The organism is Bifidobacterium asteroides (assembly GCF_003202695.1).
Lineage (GTDB): Bacteria > Actinomycetota > Actinomycetes > Actinomycetales > Bifidobacteriaceae > Bombiscardovia > Bombiscardovia asteroides_G.
Map to the genome: position 1 here is coordinate 59,660 of NZ_QGLL01000010.1, position 21,609 is coordinate 81,268.

At 54.6% G+C, this 21,609-nt stretch carries 14 protein-coding genes and 1 pseudogene; 6 read left to right on the forward strand and 9 right to left on the reverse strand.

Translation table 11 applies throughout. The annotated features are described in order from the left end of the window. Positions 1-72: 72 nt before the first annotated feature. The 5 genes from DKK75_RS07875 to DKK75_RS07895 all read left to right on the forward strand — a co-directional run bounded on the left by DKK75_RS07875 (position 73) and on the right by DKK75_RS07895 (position 9,866). Positions 73-714 carry an NUDIX hydrolase gene (locus DKK75_RS07875; protein WP_375315008.1) on the forward strand — a complete coding sequence of 214 codons (642 nt, stop codon included), beginning with the start codon at positions 73-75 and terminating at the stop codon, positions 712-714. Then, entirely contained in the window at positions 711-2,924 is a 2,214-nt protein-coding gene (locus tag DKK75_RS07880; protein WP_110452879.1) for a DUF6049 family protein, read from the forward strand. The genes DKK75_RS07875 and DKK75_RS07880 overlap by 4 nt, the downstream gene beginning before the upstream one ends. Beyond that, entirely contained in the window at positions 2,921-7,135 is a 4,215-nt protein-coding gene (locus tag DKK75_RS07885) for a murein biosynthesis integral membrane protein MurJ (RefSeq protein WP_110452880.1), read from the forward strand. Before DKK75_RS07880 ends, DKK75_RS07885 begins: the two co-directional genes overlap by 4 nt. A gap of 241 nt (positions 7,136-7,376) precedes the next feature. After that, the gene (locus DKK75_RS07890) at positions 7,377-8,660 is read left to right on the forward strand and encodes an aminotransferase-like domain-containing protein (RefSeq protein ID WP_110452881.1); all 1,284 of its coding nucleotides are present in this window, start codon (positions 7,377-7,379) and stop codon (positions 8,658-8,660) included. Positions 8,661-8,663: 3 nt separating this feature from the next. Continuing rightward, on the forward strand, positions 8,664-9,866 hold the full coding sequence (locus DKK75_RS07895; RefSeq protein ID WP_110452882.1) for a D-alanine--D-alanine ligase family protein: 1,203 nt from the start codon (positions 8,664-8,666) through the stop codon (positions 9,864-9,866). Between the two features lie 806 nt (positions 9,867-10,672). Here the strand turns inward: DKK75_RS07895 and DKK75_RS07900 are convergent. After that, positions 10,673-11,023, reverse strand: a complete 351-nt coding sequence (locus tag DKK75_RS07900; RefSeq protein WP_110452883.1) for a hypothetical protein — start codon at positions 11,021-11,023, stop codon at positions 10,673-10,675. Between the two features lie 108 nt (positions 11,024-11,131). Here DKK75_RS07900 and trxB point away from each other — a divergent pair, with 108 nt between their 5' ends. After that, on the forward strand, positions 11,132-12,073 hold the full coding sequence (gene trxB, locus DKK75_RS07905; RefSeq protein ID WP_110452884.1) for a thioredoxin-disulfide reductase: 942 nt from the start codon (positions 11,132-11,134) through the stop codon (positions 12,071-12,073). Positions 12,074-12,536: 463 nt separating this feature from the next. Here the strand turns inward: trxB and DKK75_RS07910 are convergent, their stop codons facing one another. The 8 genes and pseudogenes from DKK75_RS07910 to rpmH all read right to left on the reverse strand — a co-directional run bounded on the left by DKK75_RS07910 (position 12,537) and on the right by rpmH (position 21,278). After that, on the reverse strand, positions 12,537-14,132 hold the full coding sequence (locus DKK75_RS07910; protein WP_110452885.1) for a ParB/RepB/Spo0J family partition protein: 1,596 nt from the start codon (positions 14,130-14,132) through the stop codon (positions 12,537-12,539). A 4-nt stretch (positions 14,133-14,136) separates the two neighbouring features. Next, positions 14,137-15,102 (reverse strand): ParA family protein, encoded by a 966-nt coding sequence (locus tag DKK75_RS07915; protein WP_181414525.1) that lies wholly within the window; start codon positions 15,100-15,102, stop codon positions 14,137-14,139. A 2,045-nt stretch (positions 15,103-17,147) separates the two neighbouring features. Next, positions 17,148-18,029 carry a 16S rRNA (guanine(527)-N(7))-methyltransferase RsmG gene (locus DKK75_RS07920; protein ID WP_110452887.1) on the reverse strand — a complete coding sequence of 294 codons (882 nt, stop codon included), beginning with the start codon at positions 18,027-18,029 and terminating at the stop codon, positions 17,148-17,150. Between the two features lie 431 nt (positions 18,030-18,460). Further along, positions 18,461-19,102, reverse strand: coding sequence for a Jag family protein (locus DKK75_RS07925; RefSeq protein ID WP_110452888.1), 642 nt, complete (start codon positions 19,100-19,102; stop codon positions 18,461-18,463). Between the two features lie 178 nt (positions 19,103-19,280). Next, the gene (yidC, locus tag DKK75_RS07930; protein WP_110452889.1) at positions 19,281-20,303 is read right to left on the reverse strand and encodes a membrane protein insertase YidC; all 1,023 of its coding nucleotides are present in this window, start codon (positions 20,301-20,303) and stop codon (positions 19,281-19,283) included. A 2-nt stretch (positions 20,304-20,305) separates the two neighbouring features. Next, on the reverse strand, positions 20,306-20,617 hold the full coding sequence (gene yidD / locus DKK75_RS07935) for a membrane protein insertion efficiency factor YidD (RefSeq protein WP_110452890.1): 312 nt from the start codon (positions 20,615-20,617) through the stop codon (positions 20,306-20,308). Positions 20,618-20,724: 107 nt separating this feature from the next. Beyond that, positions 20,725-21,117 (reverse strand): annotated as a pseudogene (gene rnpA, locus DKK75_RS07940) (ribonuclease P protein component); the annotation flags it as partial. A gap of 26 nt (positions 21,118-21,143) precedes the next feature. Further along, a complete protein-coding gene (rpmH, locus tag DKK75_RS07945; RefSeq protein WP_015022700.1) occupies positions 21,144-21,278 on the reverse strand; it encodes a 50S ribosomal protein L34 in 135 nt (44 codons plus the stop codon). Positions 21,279-21,609: the final 331 nt, after the last annotated feature.

Genomic DNA, 21,609 nt, shown 5'->3' on the forward strand with positions numbered 1-21,609 from the left:
CATACCGTTACCCCACCTGCACATTACCTTACGTAAAGTTGGAGTATGATTACGCCCGCGGACATGGCGCGCATGCTTGCACATAGTGCCGACTCTGCGGGCACTCATGCCCGCGGCCAGCAGAGACGAGGCCATCTTGTGGAGACCGTAAGCGAACGTCTGGATCCGCAGGTCCGCGAGCGCATACAGGCCGAGGATGACGCCCCTACGCCTGCCCTCATGCCCCGGCACAAGCACGCTTCCGGTCCTTCCACCTTTGCCTCCCTGGATGCCCAGGAGCTGCCCGTGGTGCGTGAGTATTCAGCGGGCGGATTGATCTTTGACCGGCACGACCGAGTAGCCATCATCGCCCGGCACTCCCGCTCGGGACACCTGGAATGGTGCCTGCCCAAGGGGCATATCGAGAAGGGGGAAACACCCGAGCAGACGGCCGTACGCGAAGTCCACGAGGAGACGGGGATACTGGGTAGGGTGACCGATTCCATCGCCACCATCGACTACTGGTTTACCGGGACCAATCAGCGGGTCCACAAGCTTGTTCATCATTTCGTCCTGCGAATGATAGGCGGATCCCTGAGTGTGGAAGGCGATCCCGACCATGAGGCCGAGGATGCCATCTGGGTGGACTTCTCCGACCTGACCTCAGTGCTCAGTTACCCCAATGAGCGTAAGATAGCCTGGCTCTACGCAAGGAAGTACAAAAAACAGCCATGATCCAGACCCCTCTGCGCCCGAGCGGGCGCATCAGCCAGCACACTCATGCCTTCGGACGATGGTCCCGGTGGACTCGAGTCCTACCGGCAATCGTCCTCCTGCTGGCCCTGGTGATGGCTCTCTGGCACCCGACACCAGCCCTGGCTGTCGCTAATCGCCAAAACTCGGCTGAGGTGGCCCTGCGCTGGTCGACGCCAGTGGTGAGCAACAAGTCCGGCTACTCACTGCGCGCCACGGTGACCAACACCGCGAACCGGCCCATGGAAAATGCCCGTCTGACCGTGTCCACCAGCGCCCTTTACTCCTTCAGCTCCCGGGCCGATATGCAGGCCTGGTCCGAAGCCCACGCCCGCATCCCGACCCCGGACGTGCTGGGTACGCAGACAGTACCGACGATCCCGGCTGGGCAGAGCATCGAGGTTTCTGTCAACGTGCCCGCTGATCAAGACGCGCTCAAGAAGATGACCAGCTGGGGGCCCAAGCCCGTCCGGCTGTCCCTGAGCGACGATCAGGACCGAGTCCTGGGCGACGTCTTCACCTTTTTGACCCGAACCTGGGATGGCCTGCCCACCGCAGGCACCCCCGCCCTGTCCCTGACCATGGTCATGCCCCTGACCTCCTCGGACTGGAACATTGACGATAAGGCCATGACGGCGCTGATGACCCAGTCCGGCTCCGAATCCGAGCCAGGTTCGGGAAACGATAAAAACCAGGGCGTGACACTGACACGCCAGGGAATCCGACGTCAGGAGGATCAGAGCCAGCTGTTGACCAAGCACGGGTCCCTGCAGGCCCTGGGCGATCCGGTCTACCTGTCCACCTTTGCCAACCGTCCGCGGATTCAGGGGCTGATCCAGCCAGCCAACTTCGACATCACCGGGTACACCTCCCAGAATCAGGATCGCTATCCCAAGGCTGGGGTCACGCCAGAGTCCTGGAGCGCCCAGACCGCAGCCAAACTCTATCCTGACGCCACGCCTGGCGCATACGCTTGGCAGGGTATACAGGAGTGGACCATGGAGTCCATCACTACAGCCCGCCGTGCTGGCTACCAGACGATCATCGCCCCCCAGGGCTTCGAGGCCGGCGCCGGCACCTCCGCTCACACCGGCAAGTACACCATCGAGACCAAAGCGGGAAAAGTAACCGTCCTGTCGGCCCAACGCGAGCTCAGCAATCTGGCCAGAGGCCACCCCAGCTCCACACGTGCCACCGGAGAGCAGACCCCAGCGGGGCAGACGGCCCGCTTCATCGCTCAGAGCGCCTTCTATCAGATGGAACAGCCCTACGCCGAACGCTCCCTCCTAGTCTGCTTCGACGCTGACCAGGACACCCAGCAGGCGGATCGGATCATGACCGAGCTGGAGCGCGCCCCATGGATCAGCCTGGAGTCCATGAACAACCTGATGCAGGCGCCCGACTTCACTGGCGGGTCGTCAGGGCTGCTCAAAGCCCTGGAACTCGGCAGTGACAGCGACAACGCCAGACATGGCGATGGCTCGACAGGCACCTTGGACTCCCTGATCGCCAGCCGGGGCGACATCGACCGGTTCGCCACCTCCATCCTTGCTGACGGAAGGCAGGAGTCCCAACCCACCGCCAGTGCCACAGCAGGCAAGACCGACAGCCAGGCCCTGGCCCGCCAGGATGCTGACGCCACCGCCCGCCAGCCCAAGGATCCGCATCAGTGGCTGAACCAGCTGACCGCCGCCCACGACGACCTGGCTCTGAAGTCACTGGGCGGAACCGCAGCAGCAGCCGGTTTGGCAGATCAGGCCGAGGCCATATCCCACCGACTCCTGGACGGGGTCAGCATCACGCCCAGCGAGTCTCTGAACGTCGTCAGTGAGACGGCATCCATGCCCGTGACCGTCAGCAACAGCCACCCCTACCCTGTTCACGCCCGCATCAGCGCCCGAACCGACTCCATGGAGATCGTCACCTCGCGTATGGCGGAGGCGGTCATTCCCGCCCGGTCAGAAGCCCAGGTGACTTTCAAGGTCAGGGTGGCAGCAGCCGGCAGAGCCAATGTGGATATCGGCCTGCTGGACAGCCAGGGCCGACCCTTCGGCCAGGTGCGCCGGGCTCAGATCACCAGCAATCTAAGGCTGAGCGACATGAGCGGTCTGATTATCATTGTCATCGCCGTGCTCCTAGGACTCCTGGGGCTCTGGCGGCAGTTCCACCGTACGAAGGACCCGGACGAATGAGCTCCGTAGGGCGCAATTCCGCCATCATGGCCACGGGCACTGCGGCTTCCCGCGTGACCGGGCAGATTCGCACCATCCTGCTGGCAGCCGCCATAGGCACCACCGGAATCGCGGCCGACGCCTACCAGACCGGCGCCATGATTCCTCAGGTCATGTTCACTCTGATCTCAGGAGGCATCTTCAACGCCGTACTGGTCCCGCAGATCGTGCGCACCCTCAAGGAACGGGACGCAGCGGACCGGCTGAACAAGCTGATCACGGTCGCCATGGTCCTCATGGCCCTGCTGACCCTGCTGCTGATGCTGGGTACACCGGTGCTGACGACCATCTATCTGAACTCCAAGTGGAATCCGGCGCAGCGAGCCCTGGCCAACTCCTTCACCCTCTGGTGCATGCCCCAGGTTTTCTTCTATGGGCTCTACACGGTCCTAGGACAGATCCTGGCCGCCAAGGGCCGGTTCACTGCATACGCCTGGAGCTCGGTGGGCGCCAACGTCATCAGCTGCCTGGGCTTCCTGGTCTTCATCCTCCTGTTCGGCAACGCCCGCAATCAGCCGGTCGGCTTCTGGGACAATGGCAAGGTGGCCCTGACCGCTGGGGCCTGGACCCTGGGAGTGGCCTTCCAAGCACTGGTCCTCTTCATCCCCCTGATTATGAGCGGTTTCCGCTACCGCCCACGCTGGGGCCTGCGTGGAATCGGCCTGCGATCCATGGGCTCAGTGGCGGCATGGAGCATGTGCGTGGTGATCATCAACCAGCTGGCCAACGTGGTCAATGCCCGCATCAACAACGGCGCGCCTCTGGAGGGCAACCCCTTCGACATCGCCGGCAACGGCTCCTATCAGAACGCCTACACGATCTTCATCCTTCCCTATTCACTGGTAGCCGTATCGGTCAGCACGGCCCTCTTCCCCAAGCTGTCAAAGGCGGTTTCGGACGGCCGAATCGGGGATGCCCGCAATGATCTGAGTCAGGCCCTGCGCAACGTTGGACTGGTGATGTTCTTCTTCGCCGCAGTCCTCCTGGCAATTCCAGTGCCCATCACCCGAGCCCTGCTGCCCTCTGTGGGCGTCCATGAGGCCGTCCTGATCTCAGGGCCGCTGATAACCCTGTCCCTAGGGCTGGTCCCCTCGAGCGCCTTCCTGCTCATCCAGCGCACCTTCTACGCCTTCGAGGATGGTCGCCATCCGTTCATTTTCGCAGCCGTCTCCAATACCATCCAAGTAGCGCTGGTTCTGGTGTCCATACGTCTGTTTTCTCCCCGCTACTGGGCGGCTCTGGTGGGGCTGAGCCTGTCCCTGAGCAGCATTCTCAGCTTCCCCATCCTGGCACACATGCTGCGCAGCCCCTTGCAGGGGAATCTGGACGAACGCCGGATCCTGACCACCTATGCCAAGGCTTTCCTTGCTGCAGGGCTGGCCCTGGCAGCTGTCCTGACGGTCAAGACCCCGGTGACCCACCTGGTCGGCGCCTGGGTCCAAGATCGACAAGGCCATATGAGCTGGGTGCAGGCGCTCTTCATCTGCATAGTCATCACCCTGCTGGCAGCGATCATCTATGCCGTGACCCTGACAGCCCTGCGCACGCAGGAATTCACCCAGCTCTTGGTCGATCTGGCTCGTCGTCTAGGCAGGACTGCCCGGCACCCCGTTCGCAGCCTGGATGCCCTACAGGGACGGCCCTCCCGAGTGGCCGACCGCTCGGTCAGAGTGGTGCATTCCTCCTTCCCCGAGTCTACCCTGCCTGGCATGGACGCGGCGCTGGAGAACTTCGAGGAAGCCAGCGAGCCCGGCACTGATGAAGAATCCGCGATAGCCGGGCCTCCGCCGCCGCCCCAGACTCTGCAACCCGTTAGGATTGGCCCTAGAAACAGCAAGGTCCACCACGGGGTCGCCGACTACCGGCGGCGCCCCACTTCTGATGAGAGCTCGACAACCATGAACGCGCATATCGGAGACACCATCCTCGGCAGATACACCCTGGTCACCCTGCTCCGCCGCGCGAATGGTCTAAGCGCCTGGCGAGCCAAGGACAGGGTTCTGGATAGGGACTGCCAACTCTTCATCGCCAGGGATTCAACCTGCATGGACCGGATCAACGTCAACGCCTCCAGCCTGGCGCTGAGCAAGGACCGTCGCTTTACCCCGGTCTACCAGCTGCACACTCGTGACAAGGTCTCCCTGATTGTCACCGCCCCCGATGCCGGCATGTCCCTGAGGGATTACATGCACGGACCCGCTGGGGAGACACTCAGCAATCGGGCCATCGGCACCATCATGGGAGAGGTCTCCGAGGCCATGCGCACCATGCACGCCGCCGGCATGGTAGATTATGCGGTCTCCACGAGCACCATCAGACTGGCACCAGCCTCGATCACTCTGGCAGATGCCCCTATCTCGCCCATGCTGAAGCACCCGTCCGCTTCAACTGAGGAGGGCCTGACGGATGAGAAGTATGCCATACGCGAGCTGGCCGGCGTGCTCTATGCCATGCTGACCGGCCGGTCGGATCAGGACGGACGGCAGCCCAGTCTGCAGGAGCTGCCCGAGCACACCGCAGAAGAGTTCAGAATCATCTGCACGCGTGGGTTGGGCTTGACTAACGAACAGGGAGCTGCGCCGATTCCGCTGGTCACCCTGGCGGAGCTTTCGGCCCTGCTCAGCCCCTGGATCCCGCCCGAGGAGCTGACTGACAGCGATCTGATCTGGCCCGAGCTGGACGGCCGTGCCTCCATCGAGGCCGTGGCTCTGCGCCCCGTGGACCCCAAAAACGTACTCCCGCTTCCTAAAGGGCTGACCTCCTCGGCCCTGCCGGCCGCTCAGACCGTATCTCACTATGAGCCGCACTGGAAGACCAACCAACTGCTCTTCCCTGGCCGTAGCGAAATCGAAATGCTCAATCCAGAAGATACGGATACCGACCTCTTCTCGCTCTTTGACGAGCGTCAGCGGTTGCGCTCGCTGAACAGCTCCGCCCGCAAGACCGCATCCATGAATGTGAGCGCTCTCAGGGCGACTTCGGTCAGACCCGCAGCCATGAATGAGGATGAATCCAAGGCCGTGACTGGACGGATGCCAGTCGTTAAAGACGAACGACATGGACCGTCCGAGGCTCTCAGCGGCAACGGCGTGACTGCCAACAATCCTGTGGCACGAGGATTCTCCCAATGGGACTTCCACAAATCCAGCAGTGGGGAGGATGATGCGGCAGGCAGCCGCCAGGTCAAGGCAGCACCCAACCGGACCGCATCACAGGACGACAGGGGTACACATGCGCTCCGAACAGGAACTGCGGCCCCCGAACCTCCTGTCGCAGGAGAACCTGGATCCCGGAATGAACATTTCGGTTCCGCCGCTGTTTCTGACAGGACCAAGACCTTCAGCCAAGCCGCCCGAACCTCCAAGAACCCTGATTCTGACGAGGAGCAACAGGCTACGCTCATGGAGCCGCAGCCTCCCAGTTTCACGCCTGGAATCCACGCCATGCCTGAGCCAGCGACCTATTCAGCACTTCCAGACGATGAGCAGGATAAGGACCTGGATAACGAGGCTGACATGGCCGACACCCGTCTATTCGGCCGCTTCACGACTCGCACAGTGGTCATTGCAATAGCAGCCATAATCGTTGTGGTGGCCCTGGTCTGGGCCCTCTCGACCATTACCGGGTCCCGACCTAATGTCAGCAAAAATGAAGGCGGCTGGCCGGTCATGTCCAACGTTCCCTTCCCCGGCAAGACCAATGAGGGCGAGGAAGCAACTCCCTCCAGCAACGGCAATGGCGGTGACCAGACCCAGGCTGGAGCCGATACTCAGACTGACAAGGTCAGCCATGCCGACAAGGAGGTCAGGAAGGTTCCCGATCCGCCCAAACCCAAGAACACCACGGCCTATCAGTCGAATCGTCAGCGCTTCCTCAACAAGCCTGCCGGCCTGCAGGGCTATGGATGGTATATGCACCTGACCAAGCCGGAAGAGGTCTCCCGCCTGATCATCGTGGCACCTCAGAGCGGTGGCCATGCCCAGATCTATGCGAATTCCACAGCGGCTCAGCCCAATCAGGGACAGCCATTGGCCGACTTTAGCTTCGATCCTTCAGGCACCACTCAAGTCACCCTGCGCGAGCCGGTGACCACTCAGGACCTGGTCGTCTGGGTACCCATGGATGGCATGCCAGGAGACACTCTGCGCTTCACTTCCGTCCAGGCCTTCTAAGCTTGTCTGCGGGTCGATGCCCGAATAGCGAGCACTCCACGGGATCGACCTGCAGACCACCTGTTGACCGCCGCTGCTTGCAAACTCCATGGACCACCAGCCAGGCATGGCTGCCCACCCATTGATATGCCAATATCATGGGTGTACCGAAATGGTAATGTGTTGGATTTTTCCTCCAACATGACGCCTGCAGGTAATACAGTTTCCTTAGACAATGGCGGCAGGAAGGCGGAAGTCAGTTATGGCGGATGATCCCAATATCGCATCCAAGGTCATCAAGAACGATCCCTGGTACAGCTCCTATGCGGCACGGGCCGAGCAGATGCGCGCCTCCGAAATTCGTGCTCTCTTCGCTGTAGCCAATCGGCCTGAGGTAGTGTCCCTGGCTGGCGGCATGCCCTACCTGGGCCGGATGCCCTTTGATAAGCTGGCCGACCAGCTTGGCGACATGCTGCGGAGCAAGGGCCAGGTGGCCTGGCAGTATGGGTCAGCGCAGGGCGATCCCCATCTGCGCGAAGATGTGCTGCCCATTATGGAGCTGGAAGGCATCAAGGACGTCCAGCCGGATGATGTGGTCATAGTCAACGGTTCCCAGTCGGGACTGGACCTGATCACCAGAATCATGTGCGACCCTGGCGATGTGGTGCTGGCTGAGGCACCCAACTATGTCGGTGCCCTGGGCGTCTTCCAGTCCTTCCAGGTCGATGTGGTCAATGTGGCCATGGACGGCGACGGACTGATCCCCGAGGCTCTGGAAGAGACGATTTTGGAGCAGCGTCGTCAGGGCAAGGCGGTCAAGTTCCTCTACACTGTGCCCAACTTCCACAATCCTGCCGGCGCTACCATGAGCGTCGAGCGGCGGCCGCAAGTCATTGAAATCGCCAGAAAATACCACGTGCTTATCGTCGAAGACAATCCTTACGGACTGCTGGCATTCGACGGCCAGACCTATCCGGCCCTGCGCTCTTACGACTCGGAGGGCATTGTCTACCTGAGCAGCTTCTCCAAGATCATCGCCCCGGGCATGCGCGTAGCCTGGATGGTGGCGCCTCCTGGCATCCGACAGAAGCTGGTTCTGGCCAATGAATCAGCCATTCTCTGCCCCTCCAATATGAGCCAGATGACCATCACCACCTACCTGGACAACTTCGACTGGAAATCCCAGATCAACGATTATCGCGGGATGTACAAGGAACGCTGCGATGCCATGGACGAGGCTTTGAAGAAGTATCTGCCCTACTGTTCATGGCTGAAGCCCAAGGGCGGCTTCTACATCTGGCTGCAGATACCCCAGGGGCTCAATGCCAAGGACATGCTACCCAGGGCGATCACTGCCAAGGTGGCTTATGTTTCAGGTACAGCCTTTTACGATAACGGCGAAGGGGCAGACCATATGCGCCTGTCCTTCTGCTATCCCACCCCCGATCGGATCCACGAAGGAATACGCAGACTGTCCACGGTCATCGAGAATGAACTCGCCACCGTCCGGCTGTTCGAGCCTGACAGCGGCAAGGAAAGGGGCTGAATCATGGCGGCCAAGCACAGCAAGACACCTCGGCAGCAGACCGGCGGCAAAACCTCGACAGCCGATAAGGCCAAGACAGTCGCGAGCGCAGCGACGACCACAGCAGCAAACACGGCCACTACCAAGGCTGCGGCCGCTGGCGAAGTGGCCAAGATAGCCAAGCGGACCTCGCACCGCTCCATCCGCAAGGCCACGCCGGTCACCATGGACGATGTCCGCTCCCTGGCGAGCGAGGCGACCAAGCGCGCTGATAAGTCGCTCCTGGTTATCTGCGGCGGCCTCAGTCATGAGCGTGACATCTCCATCAGCTCGGGACATCGAGTCCAAGGATTCCTGGAAGAGGCCGGATGGACGGTACACGTACACGACATGGATGGTTCGCTCCTGCCATACCTGACCGATGAATCGACCCGCCCTGATCTGGTCTGGCCGCTGCTGCACGGCGCCAACGGCGAAGACGGCTCTATCCGTGATGTCTTGGAGATGGCAGGCCTGCCTTACATCGGATCCCGCGCCAAGGCCTCCCGGACGGCCTGGAGCAAGCCCATAGCCAAGAACGTTGCCCGTATGGCCGGATTGCAGACGCCACATTCCGTAACCCTGCCTGAATCCATGTTCCGCGAGCTGGGAGTCGAACCCGTTATTGATATGCTTCTTGGCTCGCTTGGCCTCCCGCTCTTCATCAAGCCCACCATGGGCGGCTCAGCCATGGGTTGCACCATGGTGACTGAGCAGAGCCAGCTTCCCCAGGCTTTGATCAACTGCTTCGCCTACGGTGATGTGGCCCTGATCGAACAGGCTGTCACAGGCACCGAGGTCTCCGTATCAATCCTTGAATTTGACGGACACCCATTGGTTCTACCCCCGCTCGAGATCTGGACACCCTCAGGCACCTACGACTTCGAGGCTCGCTCCACGCCTGGCCCAACAGAGTTTTATGTTCCAGCCCGGTTAGATGCCAAGACCACAGAGACTGTGAGTGATGCCGCGCTGACCGCTCACCGTGCTCTAGGACTCCGCGATATCTCACGCACCGATTTCATCGTCGATGCGCAAGGTCAGCCGCAATTTCTGGAGTCTAACGTGGCGCCAGGCATGACGGACACTTCGCTTTTGCCGCAATCAGCCTTGGCAGCCGACTACAACCTGCCAGAGCTATACACTGCATTAGTTCAATCAGTTTTGAATCAAAAACGAACTGACTGAGATCTCAAAGCCTGCTCTGTTCTGCCTATCATTTGGCCATCATGAGCAAAGTCCATGTGATGCGAGGTGTGCAATTTATGCAATATGCACCACATGGACCCGCAAGGCACAAGGTGCGATGCACACGCGCAGAGACGAGAGTGCACAGGACAAGTACCAAAGCAAACAAGACGAACTACCAGACAGAGCAGCACACTTACTGTAAGGGCATGAACTACCACGGACTGGACATTACCCATGACGGACAGTGAATCCCGCCCGCTAAAGGCGTGATCCCAGCCACGATGTGAATCGTATGACCATGGAGACAGCCTTTATAAGATTGCAATCACTGAAGATTCAGCATTAATTAACACAAGAGATTTTGTCAAGACAGGCCCGACTGCATATTACAGATAGGCATCGTTGCTTGCATATCAGCGAAATAGGGTCACCCGTATTACTGCATCGAGAACGTTGAGCAAGATATGAATCGGAACCCGAAAATTGCCACTCTACCGTCAACATTGCTGTCCCGGAGCATTCGCCGCGGTTTGTTCGTACTCAACGCTGCGTGCACGATGTTTCTATAGGCTTTCATTGATCAAGCCATATTGCTGGTGACTGGCTGCTACCTTCCCTTGCGCCAAAACCCATTGAAAAAATTCGTTGATTCCATGCAAAACGGAAACACGCAGATCCCATCACATCTGTCCTTGTTTAAAGACCAGACAATCGCAAGGCCAAACAAAGGACCGAAACCGAACTGTCTCCATGATCATCATGATCGGCATGAGCAAGCTGACCACGGCCTTGCCAAATATGTTTTACTCGTCTCTGCTGCTTTCCCTGCTCTTGTCCTGCACATGCGAAGAATTCGTATCATATTCCTCCTGAGTTGAGGAAGCATGCCGTTCGGCTGTTCTAGCAGTCATATCTTCATCAGCCTCAGAATTTTTATTTATTCTCGAAGATTCAGCATTCAACTCGTCATCATTGTTATCAGAGCTTGGAGGGTTCCAAAAACGCCAGCTATGCCAGCTGTCATCCTTACTCTTATCGTCTGTTTGATGACTTGGATGCTCCCGCATCAACCGTTCAACGCGGAGCATAAACCAGATCAGCACCAGAATCGTCCCAAGATTGGTTACGATGGCAATTATGACGGTTTTCTCCATGGTTCAAGAATAGCTGATCTTGTCAGCACCGAGCCTACGTTGAGACAACCTGCATCCTTTTCGCCCACCGCGTGTGGCCCGGTCATCCTGCACGGATACAGTAGCGATATGAAGCAAACTGTTCATGATGCTATTGTCATAGGGTCCGGACCTGCAGGTTACACAGCCGCTATTTATCTTGGCAGAGCCGGCTATGCCCCGCTCGTTATTGCTGGAGCCCTATCGCCCGGCGGTCAGCTTATGAACACGACAGAAGTAGAGAACTTTCCCGGATTTCCCGAAGCTGTACTTGGCCCCGATCTGATGGATCAGATGCGCGATCAGGCCGAGCATTTTGGTGCTCGAATCGAATACGATGATGTCGTTTCTGGTGACTTGAGCGGAGACATCAAACGGATCATCACCGATGGCGGCGAAGAGTATCAAGCTCGAGTAGTCGTTATCACCACAGGTTCTCAATATCGTAAATTAGAGATTTCCGGCGAGCGCGAATTTTCAGGGCGAGGAGTATCCTACTGCGCCACATGCGACGGCTTCTTCTTCAAGGACAAGCCGATCGTGGTCGTCGGTGGTGGCGACTCGGCCATGGGTGACGCAGACTTTCTGACGCGTTTCGGCTCTTCCGTAACCCTGATTCACCGTCGCCAAGGCTTCCGCGCTTCAAAAATCATGGTGGATCGTGCCAAGGCCAATACCAAGATCAATTTCCTCCTTGATTCGGTTGTCACCCGGATTAACGGCGATGATAGTGGGGTGACCTCTTTGGATATACGCAATACAGCCACCGGCCAGGAATCCTCTATTCCAGCGAATGGAGTTTTCGTCGCTATTGGATTCACTCCTCAGACTGCTTTCCTTAATGGTCAAGTTGATCTTGACCAGGACGGCTATATCTTGGTCAAGGGTGGATCAACAAAAACTTCCACACCTGGAGTATTTGCCGCAGGTGATGTGACCGACAAAATCTATCGTCAGGCCATCTCGGCTGCTGGCATGGGTTGTCGTGCTGCCTTAGACGCTCAGGAATATCTTACGAGTTTGGGTAACTGATAAGTCCTTATACGCCTCGAGGACAACAACATATGTGCCTGGCAGTTGACGATTGCCAGGCACATCGTTTATTAATTAGATAGACATCGCTGTTGAGACGAACTGCATATCTGATCTTTGTGCATAACCATTCAACTATTGGCGCTATGCAGCTGAGATACCGATCCAACCAGATATAAATACCCAACAAAATAACTCAGCTTATTAGTCAGCAGTGATTTGCAATCCAGCAGACTGGCAATAGCTAGGCATGTTTCGCCACAGCTTTCAGCCCTAACTGCAAACATGTCTGGTCAGCGAAAGGAATATAGTCACTACTACTGCCCAATTGCACTTGTTGCAAGGCAAATACAGCGATTGCTCCTTAGCTCATACCAAACTCGATTAGGCTCTGAAGCAATCGCCAATATCAACTGCAGGATTTGGATAAGCAAACCCTGCAGCTGCATTTTTCAGAATGGTATCAAACCCAGCCGTTATCGTCCGAACGGCTGTTGTTGCTTGCGGGTTGATTCTTCTCCAGAAGAATCGCAACAATTCGGTCCATGTCTTCCGGCGAAGAAAATACGATTTCTATCTTCCCATGCTTTTTAGTGCCCTTTATAGCCACTTTCGTCTCAAAGTGACTTTCCAGATCCTGGCGCACTGGACTATTGGCCCAGACGTTTACCCTCGGCTTTTTTGCTTTCTGCTTCGCTTGCCCGGTCTGCAACGCTACGAGTTCCTCGGTAGATCTTACCGACAAACCCTCAGCAATGATCTTATCTGCTACAGCAGTCATGGACTTTTCATCCGGCAAAGTCAGCAAAGCCCGGGCATGCCCAGCTGACAACACACCTGAGCTTACTTTTTTCTGCACACTCAGGGGCAGCTTCAGCAGCCGGAGCGTATTCGTGATTTGAGGTCTTGACTTAGAGATTGACTTAGACAAACCGTCCTGAGTCAACCCGAACTCATCGATCATCTGCTGATAAGCCGCTGCTTCTTCCAACGGATTAAGGGCCACTCTATGAAGATTTTCAAGCAAGGCATCACGCAACATGGTGTCATCGCTCGTTGTTTTCACAATTGCTGGTATGGTATCGAGGCCAGCCAATCGAGTCGCACGCCAACGACGCTCACCCATTATGATCTCATAATGGGTTGGCCACCGAAGATTTGCCTTGCTCTCATTTAAAAGCGCGCTCGATCGTTCCTCGCCAGCCGCAATGTCAGCAACTCTGGACTTAGCTCCCGCGCCGACGAGGGAGGTTGTTTTACCTCCGATGAATTGTGAACTGTCTGCAGGTGTGGATTTGCGCACCACTATAGGCTGCAAGACCCCAACTTCCTTAATTGAGCGCGAGAGCTCCAGCAGTTCGTCTTCGTCGAATATTTGCCGCGGTTGTTGGGCGTTGGGCCTAATATCATCAACACGCACTTCAGCCAGGTACCCACCTTGGACAGGCTTCAATTGCTCTCGGCTATGGTCATCCGCCTTATTAGGTGTGTTATTATCGCGTGCCGTTGCAGTATGGTTAACGCTTTGTTGAGCTTCCAGTACTTGTGGATCGACAGCCTCGCTCGATTCCATTATCGGGGATGTTTCACGTGAAACATCTGTCGTCGCAGAAGCAAAGAATAAATCACTGGGGTGTTCCAAATTACCGATAGGCGGGACAGACCGGCGCTTAACAGTCCCTTTCGCTGTTGATGTTTCACGTGAAACATCCTCGTTCAGCGATTGGGAGATACTGACGCGCGTTTGCTTTATGTTATGAGAATGCTTACGGACGCTGTTAGAAGAATTTCCCGAAGCCGCTTTGTGAGAGCTTGAATGACTTGAATGCACAGTACTGCGTTCTGGTTTTGCGCGGCCTTTTAGTGTAGTGTTCTTCGCTGAGTGCTGCATCCCATGCGATTCCGTATCCGGTTCTTTAAGCTCAGGATGCTGGCTAGCAGGATACGGTGCTTTATTATTTTGCCGCTGACTCATGCCAGCATTGATTTCATCCACTTCACCTGGCAGAGCGGGAAATAGAGCTCCTAAGCCCTTGCCTAACCGTGAACGGCTTGTCATGTCCTCACTCCCCCTGTCTTCTGTTGGCGATATGTTCCAGCACTTGCTCGGACCTCTGAGCGATTTCTAATGCCGCCTCTTCGTAGGCGATAGCTCCTGCTCCTTTAGGGTCATAGGTGACAACACTTTGGCGAAAGCTGGGAGCTTCAGAAATCTTGACTGAACGCGGGATTGTCGTATTAAGCACGATCTCCGGATAATGTTCCTTGACTTGATCAAACACTTCTTTGCTGAGCAATGTGCGTCTGTCGTACATGGTCAACAACATGGTCGAGATCACGAGATATGGATTATAGCTTTGCTGAACAAGTCCTATTGTATGTAGCAGTTGTTGCAAACCTTCAAGGGCATAGTATTCAGCTTGAACTGGTATCAATACCTCATTAACCGAACACATGGCATTCAGGACTAACAATCCGAGACTTGGCGGGCAATCGACCAGAACATAGTCATAATGCTGATGGCAGGCTTTGAGATAGTCGGCGACGGCTTTTTTCATTAACTGATTACGGTTGGGCATATCCGCAACTTCCAGCTCCGCACCACTCAAATCTATAGAAGAAGGGACAACTTCAAGGTTGGGAAATTCCGAGGAGACGACTTTAACATCGTTAATTCCGAGACGACCCTCAAGCACATCGTATGTAGATGGCATTCCAGACTCATGAGCCACACCCAATGCAGTAGAAGCGTTGCCCTGTGGATCTATATCGATGACCAACACACGTTCGCCGAATTCAGCAAATGCGCATGCTAAATTGACGGTAGTCGTTGTTTTCCCTACACCACCTTTTTGATTTGCGATAGCAATGTACCGCGTCTTTGAAGGGTGAGGGAATTCAGTTTGACGCAAGACCTGGTAGCGTGCAGAAAGATCTGCCATCTCCGCGCCGGACACCGAACCTGTCCCGTCAGCGAATATCCGATTCAGAATATCCGTTGCCGTCTCTAAACCTGATGTGTCCGACATATTTTGCTCACCAGCATCAGGAGTATTTCTCGAAACGGGTTTCACCTTCTTCGATGTGGTCACGAACCTTCCTCCTTTTGATAACCACTTAATTTTCCCGTCCTCGTTGGACATGTCAGAACAACCATAAGTTATGCACCTGCATTGTTCATAACTGTGGATAAATGTGGATAGCTTCCTTGTTGGTTCTACAAGCTACACATACTTAAGAATATTAAATCTGCCTTGTAATTATTGATAATTCTGACTCTTTCCATACTGGAAAATAGTCTGTGAAGCGTGATGTGGACAACTCCTCCGGTGCCCTTAAATTGTGCATAACTTACTATCAGACAAGACAGGTTTTCTATTATCCAAGTAACACGCAAAATTTATGAGTATAACTAAGGATCTCATTCATCTATTATTGAGTCGTTATAAACACGGCCGCAACGCTGCAATCAGTAATTTTGTACTACTCCCTTACACAACTGCCCAGCAGAATAGTGTTTCACGTGAAACATTCACATTAACATAAAAAGTAACCTGCCTGGCTGAAAGGCAACTTTGATAGTGCGTGGTTAAAGTATGTTAGTTATGATTTCAAAGCGTTTTCTATCGTAGCTGACGACTATAGCCTACATAGGCTTCGAAACGTTCTATCGAACAACTGATAATCCGTACCGATTATTGCGTTCTAGCTATCTAGTTTAGAATGCAGTATTACTGTATTTTGCTTGTTGTTAGAAAGACCAGAACTACCACCGGCTACATAAAAACGCATTTTTTCATTCTCGGGTTATCTTTTTAAGTCTGTTGCACTTGTCTGTCTTCCTGGTATTGCAGTAACTCAGACCTGAATTGCTGTGTATAACATTGATTGTTTCACGTGAAACATTCAGAACCTTTTGCATGGAAATCATTCAGCCAAGAAAAGGTGAGCGAATAAGTTACATGAGGTAGTATCCTAGAACATTCCGATCTTCATCAATGTCCTCTTTTAATATAAAGACATGATGGGCAGATGAAACAATTACACCTACAGCTTTCTATAATCAATCAAGCAAAGATAATCAAATGACATATATTTATTTAGAGGGAAGGCACGCACACCGATTGACAATGTTTCACGTGAAACAATTCTTAATACTAGAAATGAAAATCATAAGTCGCTAACCAGCCGCCGGTTTATTACCACTCTACCAATGAACAACAAGTTAATCCATATCAAGCACTGACTCAGAGACGCTACTTTGCATCACATGATCGTTCACTCTTACGATTCCACAAAAGGCCACACATGAAATTATGAATTATACTTTTCAATAATGAACTTTGTGAGGACAAACCTACTAGAAAGATCAGTAACAATGGGATGACGAGACCTCCCTATCATTACAAGTACTATGAGCAGTGCAATATCGCAGCATAAGCTATTTGATAAGCACAACCAGTCAAGTGTAAATACAAAAGGTGAGCACTATAAAACAGATGAATTACCAATTGCAAATATCAAATGGCAGCATCGCCGGAGACTGCGGCTGCAAGTTATTAATCTGGCTTTACAATTGGATCGAAATACTCGATTCTCTGATAATCATTATCAGGATAAGACCAACAATATTTGGCAGATAAGACAAATAAAAGTACAATTCCCGTCAGATAACGTATAAAGATATAGGGATTTATAAAAACGAAAGGAGAAGGTTATTTCAAATAATGTAAATGGTGATAGACATCTGCTAGTTACCTTTTCTACAGAGTCGTAAAAGAGAAAATTGATAGCTCTGAAATGGCTGAAAAGACCATCGCAGATGAACAACATGAGGCGTAAAAGTGCAAGCCACACCTCTTCAACCAGGAAGTCGTCAATACATGACAGTAGTGACCTCTTAAGGTTCTGTCTATACAAAACCGAATAGATCAAACCTGTCGTGTCCGTCAATGAATAAAATCTCATCTTTATCATTGATAAACTATTCTCTAATCTTGCCGATTCATATCTCGTCGGCACCACAAACTTCGAACAGCCTATCCATCAAATCATGGCATATTAACTAGATGCTTTAACGCTTGTCGACAAGAACCACGTGAGTATCCTCAAGGCCAGCTGCAACAGGGGCCTGACACACTCGTGGATTCTCTCCATGACATTTCTTGATCTCTTTGGCAGCCTTATCAATCTCAGCCTGCGCCGAACGACCCTTCAGCGCAATAAGCTGGCCCCCAGATCTCAAAAGGGGCAGGGTCCATCCAGCAAGCTTGGTCATAGGTGCTACGGCGCGACATGTCACTACATCAAAAACCACTGGAACGGAAGGATTGGCGTCACCATTTGCCGATCTTACTCCACCTACCGCTGTTGAGGAATCCTGCCCATCAGTTTCCTGGTAGCTGTTCTTATTACTGGCTGTAGCCAAGGTTGAAAAACCTCGGTCAGTGGCTGAAACCAGACATTCCTCGCTCCGGCGACGACTATGACGCCTACTGTGTGAACCTCTTTTGCTGCGCCTGGTTGATGCATGAGAGGATCGGGGGGTCAGATCTTCTGCACGTCTACGAAGCACTGACACATTAGCAAGGTGCAACTCATCAACAACTTCCTGCAGCCAGTGGATTCGCCGCTCCATTGGCTCAACAAGGAAAACCTTGCACTGCGGAAGACACGCTGCCAGTACAATACCAGGAAAGCCCCCGCCGGAACCTATATCCGCCACCGTTGCTGTCTGGCCTTCAGTAGTCAAGCGTTCTCGCACGAAAGGCACAATGGCAGCCGAATTAAGTATATGCCGCTCCCAAATAATGTCTTCATCGCGAGGACCAATGATGCCTTTCTCCACACCCTCACGTAAAAGCTTGTCGTGAAAATGCTGCATGGGTACCAAAGCATCGCCGAGCACCTGCCTCAAGAGAGGACTATCGTTCAGCTCATCGTCCACAACAGCCATGTAAGCTCCTCACATTCACATTCGACGTGCAGTCATTCACAAGCACTTGCCACGGCAGCGTCATACTGTCTCATATACAGCGGAATTGCACCCTGCCATAATCGAAAAACGCTGGATTCCAAAGACTGTCATCAACAATAGTTTTCAGTTACAAGAGAACGACGAAGGTCATACATCAGTATCCTAACGGAAACAGCACAGGAGACAGTCGCTAATAGAGGATCATCAACCAAGGGTATTCCTAAGAAGTAAACAACATGATAAACGTAAGCATCATCATGAAGCAGGCAACATTACGCACCTGGCAGGTGGCATGACCCTGGCCGATAGCCCAACATACTTAGACAGCATGGCTGCACCGAAAAGGACCTATCCAAAAAAGTGCTACGCCATAAATGCTTCATCGAAGTATAGCCCGTATAGCTTTACAGTCACTCCCTATCGGCATCCTCAGGATCGTCGTCAGTCGCGTAATCAGCCGAATCATCGACCTGACCAGTTTCATCCCCGTCAAGCGAAGCATCATACCCGACTGGCACATCCTCAACATCGTCAGACAGATCCTCGTCTTCGCCCTTAGCCTTCAGGTAGACAGTGACGTAACGGTGGGGCTCCTCCCCATGAGATCGTGACTTCAGCCCCTCCTCGCGGACCATGTCATGGACAATCTTGCGCTCGAAGGAGTTCATAGGCTTCATGTTGACAGGATCACCGGTTTCACGAACCTCATCGATCACGTCCAGAGCCTGTTCGCGAAGATGTTCACGCTTGCGCCTCAGGAAGCCGTCCACATCCACAATCAGATGGGATCGCTCTCCTATCTTCTGCTGCACGGCCAAGCGCGTCAGTTGTTGAAGAGCGTCAACTACCTCGCCATCCTTGCCAATCAGATGCTTAATGTCCGTATCGTCATCAGCCACAATCTGCACGGTCGGACGGTGGTTGCGTACCCCCATCTCGATATCGCCCTCGTAATCGACAATGTCCAGCAACCCCTCCAGATAGTCGGCGGCGACATCCGCCTCCTCATTGAGTTGCTCGATGGTCTTTCCCTGGTCCAGAGACTGAGACATCTATGCTCTCCTTACACGCGTTCACATCCGATTCATAACCTCAGGTCCACTGGACAACCTGGTCACCAATCGAGTGTCCAGTATTGAGGATACACGGACGTGGTGATTGCAGACTACTCCAGTATCCGCCCGACCGAAAGCTTGGTCACCACGCCGGCCACCACTGCCTGTAGCCGCATCAACGGCCACGACCTTTGCGATGGGGCTGAGAGCGCTGATGGGAGACATTTTTGTTCTTCCGGGCCTCCTCCTCAAGCCGTTTGGCCTCCATCAACTGCTCCTCTTCCAGAGGGATCAGCCCCTGGCGCTTGCGACGGGCGTTCTCACGGCGGTGATCCCGCTCCTCCTTGCTCTCGGCGGCCGGCGAACCCGGCGTGGGCATATGGCGAACCTGGAAGAGCGTTCGGCCCAGATTCCACAGATTGTTGGTCAACCAGTAGATCAGCACGGCGAAGGGGAAGTAGATGCCCGAGAAGATGTACATGACAGGGAAGATGAAGGCCATCATCTGCTGCATCTTGTACTGCGATCCCTGCATGGCCGACCTCGGCATGTTCCGCCGAACATTATGGAACTGCGAATAGAACATGGCCAAGCACATAAGCACGATGAAGACCACAATGACTATGCGGCCTGTACCCTGTGCGGACATGAAGTTGTCCGAAATCCGCAGCCCGAAGAAAGTGGTCTCTTCGAATTCTCGCGCCACCTGCCGATTGAAGGCACCCAGGGGTGCCCGCTTGCCCCGGGCAATGAAGGGTACGGCTGAAAGCACATAGAACATGGTCATGAAGACTGGGCCCTGGACCAGCATGGGTAAACAGGACCCCATGGGGTTGGCATGATTATCCTGGTAGACCTTCATGGTCTCCCGGCTCATGGCCTCTCTGCTGGCTGGATCCTTTTTATTGCGGTACTTGTTCTGGATCTTCATCAGCTTGGGCTGCATGGCCTGCAGCTTTTGCATGGATCGCAGCTGCTTGATGAAGAGCGGCAGGACGCACAGGTTGACGACCAACACCAACATCACTACCGAAAGCGCCCAGGCCATCCCCGGTCCCTGGTGGAACCCGAGGAAGGTCAGGAACTTGTGGCAGTAAGTCATGATGTAGGTCATGAGCCACTCGATAGGGTACAGGATCTTGTAGAAGAATCCATATATACCAGTATCGAAGGTGAACGTATCATTGTTCTGGAACATTGTCAGGCCGTCTCCTTGTCTGGGGCCATGGGGGTCAGCCGGGCCTCCTCATGGGCCTTGGACCACGAGAACCGATAGAAGATGGAAAATCTTCGAGGCACGTCATCGATCCCGCCATTGTTGAAGGGCGTGCATCGCAATAACCGCAGAACGGCCAAGATGGTTCCGCGTAAGGCTCCAAACCGACGCAGGGCGGTCAAAGCATACTGGGAGCAGGTCGGGTAGTAACGGCACCTCGGCGGCGACAGGGGCGAGATGTGGCGCTGATACCAGCGGACTGCACTCTGCAGCGCCTGGGAGGCCATGCCGCTCATGCCTGGCATCCTTCCCTGGCTTCCACACCTTGAACTGATTGACGCTTGAACCTAGCGAGATGCAGACCGGGCTGTCCCTGCGCATCGAGACCTGCGGCAGTTTTTTCAGACTTGCGCATAAGGTCACGGAAGAGCCTGTCCACTTGCTCCTCCAGCTGCTGGTAGGTGGCTCCGGCAGCGCTGGGTTTGGCACGCATGATCAGATCACAGGAGGATGGCAGCAGGTCCTCCTTGGATCCGGCAAGTTGTCTGAATCTGCGCTTGACCTTGTTCCTGGTCACGGCCTTGCCCACATTTTTGGATACAGCAAGCCCCATGCGGCGTCTGCCTGCAGGCAGGATGTCATGCCGCCCTTCGTGCACAGCCGATGTCGCCGGCAGCGGGGTCGCCGTCCGGTCAGATCCGGGGATCAGATAATGAATAACCAGATCCCTGCTGCTGACCCTATGGCGTCGCCTGAGCACCGCCGTGAACTCCCGGTGGCTCCTCAGCCGCTCCACCTTCTGAAAAAGGATTAGGATCCGACTCAGGCGGAGAGCGTCCGGCGGCCCTTGGCCCGGCGACGGTTGATCAGGGCGCGACCAGAACGGGTACGCATGCGAGCGCGGAATCCGTGCTTCATGTGACGACGACGATTGTTGGGCTGGAATGTCCTCTTCATATTTCGTTGCTCCCGTGTGTAGACATACTCGAGTACGGCTCGTTATGAGTCAAGCTATATCACGGTACACATGAGTAGGGACGGAGTCAAACAGGCTTCCGTCACCCAACTGGTGAGGACTGCTCATACCCTGCATAAGCACTGTCGTATCGGGAGAAAGAGCCTCCTTACTTATCCACAAATTACAGCACTGTTATTCACATTCAACGTAGATACAACACGCTATCCTGTGGATAACCACGCAAAGTCGGTGTAACAATGAGCTACTGTCGACTTAGAGAGAAGCAGAAAGATCGGGACAATCTGTCATCGAGAAGAGAGGAGCTCACTG

Coding starts and splice junctions, on each gene's coding strand:
- DKK75_RS07910 (WP_110452885.1), bottom strand. CDS start 14,132: ATGACAAGCCGTTCACGGTTAGGCAAGGGCTTAGGAGCTCTATTTCCC.
- DKK75_RS07875 (WP_375315008.1), top strand. CDS start 73: ATGCTTGCACATAGTGCCGACTCTGCGGGCACTCATGCCCGCGGCCAG.
- DKK75_RS07920 (WP_110452887.1), bottom strand. CDS start 18,029: ATGGCTGTTGTGGACGATGAGCTGAACGATAGTCCTCTCTTGAGGCAG.
- yidD (WP_110452890.1), bottom strand. CDS start 20,617: ATGAGCGGCATGGCCTCCCAGGCGCTGCAGAGTGCAGTCCGCTGGTAT.
- DKK75_RS07915 (WP_181414525.1), bottom strand. CDS start 15,102: ATGTCGGACACATCAGGTTTAGAGACGGCAACGGATATTCTGAATCGG.
- DKK75_RS07885 (WP_110452880.1), top strand. CDS start 2,921: ATGAGCTCCGTAGGGCGCAATTCCGCCATCATGGCCACGGGCACTGCG.
- yidC (WP_110452889.1), bottom strand. CDS start 20,303: ATGTTCCAGAACAATGATACGTTCACCTTCGATACTGGTATATATGGA.
- DKK75_RS07880 (WP_110452879.1), top strand. CDS start 711: ATGATCCAGACCCCTCTGCGCCCGAGCGGGCGCATCAGCCAGCACACT.
- DKK75_RS07900 (WP_110452883.1), bottom strand. CDS start 11,023: ATGGAGAAAACCGTCATAATTGCCATCGTAACCAATCTTGGGACGATT.
- DKK75_RS07890 (WP_110452881.1), top strand. CDS start 7,377: ATGGCGGATGATCCCAATATCGCATCCAAGGTCATCAAGAACGATCCC.
- rpmH (WP_015022700.1), bottom strand. CDS start 21,278: ATGAAGAGGACATTCCAGCCCAACAATCGTCGTCGTCACATGAAGCAC.
- trxB (WP_110452884.1), top strand. CDS start 11,132: ATGAAGCAAACTGTTCATGATGCTATTGTCATAGGGTCCGGACCTGCA.
- DKK75_RS07925 (WP_110452888.1), bottom strand. CDS start 19,102: ATGTCTCAGTCTCTGGACCAGGGAAAGACCATCGAGCAACTCAATGAG.
- DKK75_RS07895 (WP_110452882.1), top strand. CDS start 8,664: ATGGCGGCCAAGCACAGCAAGACACCTCGGCAGCAGACCGGCGGCAAA.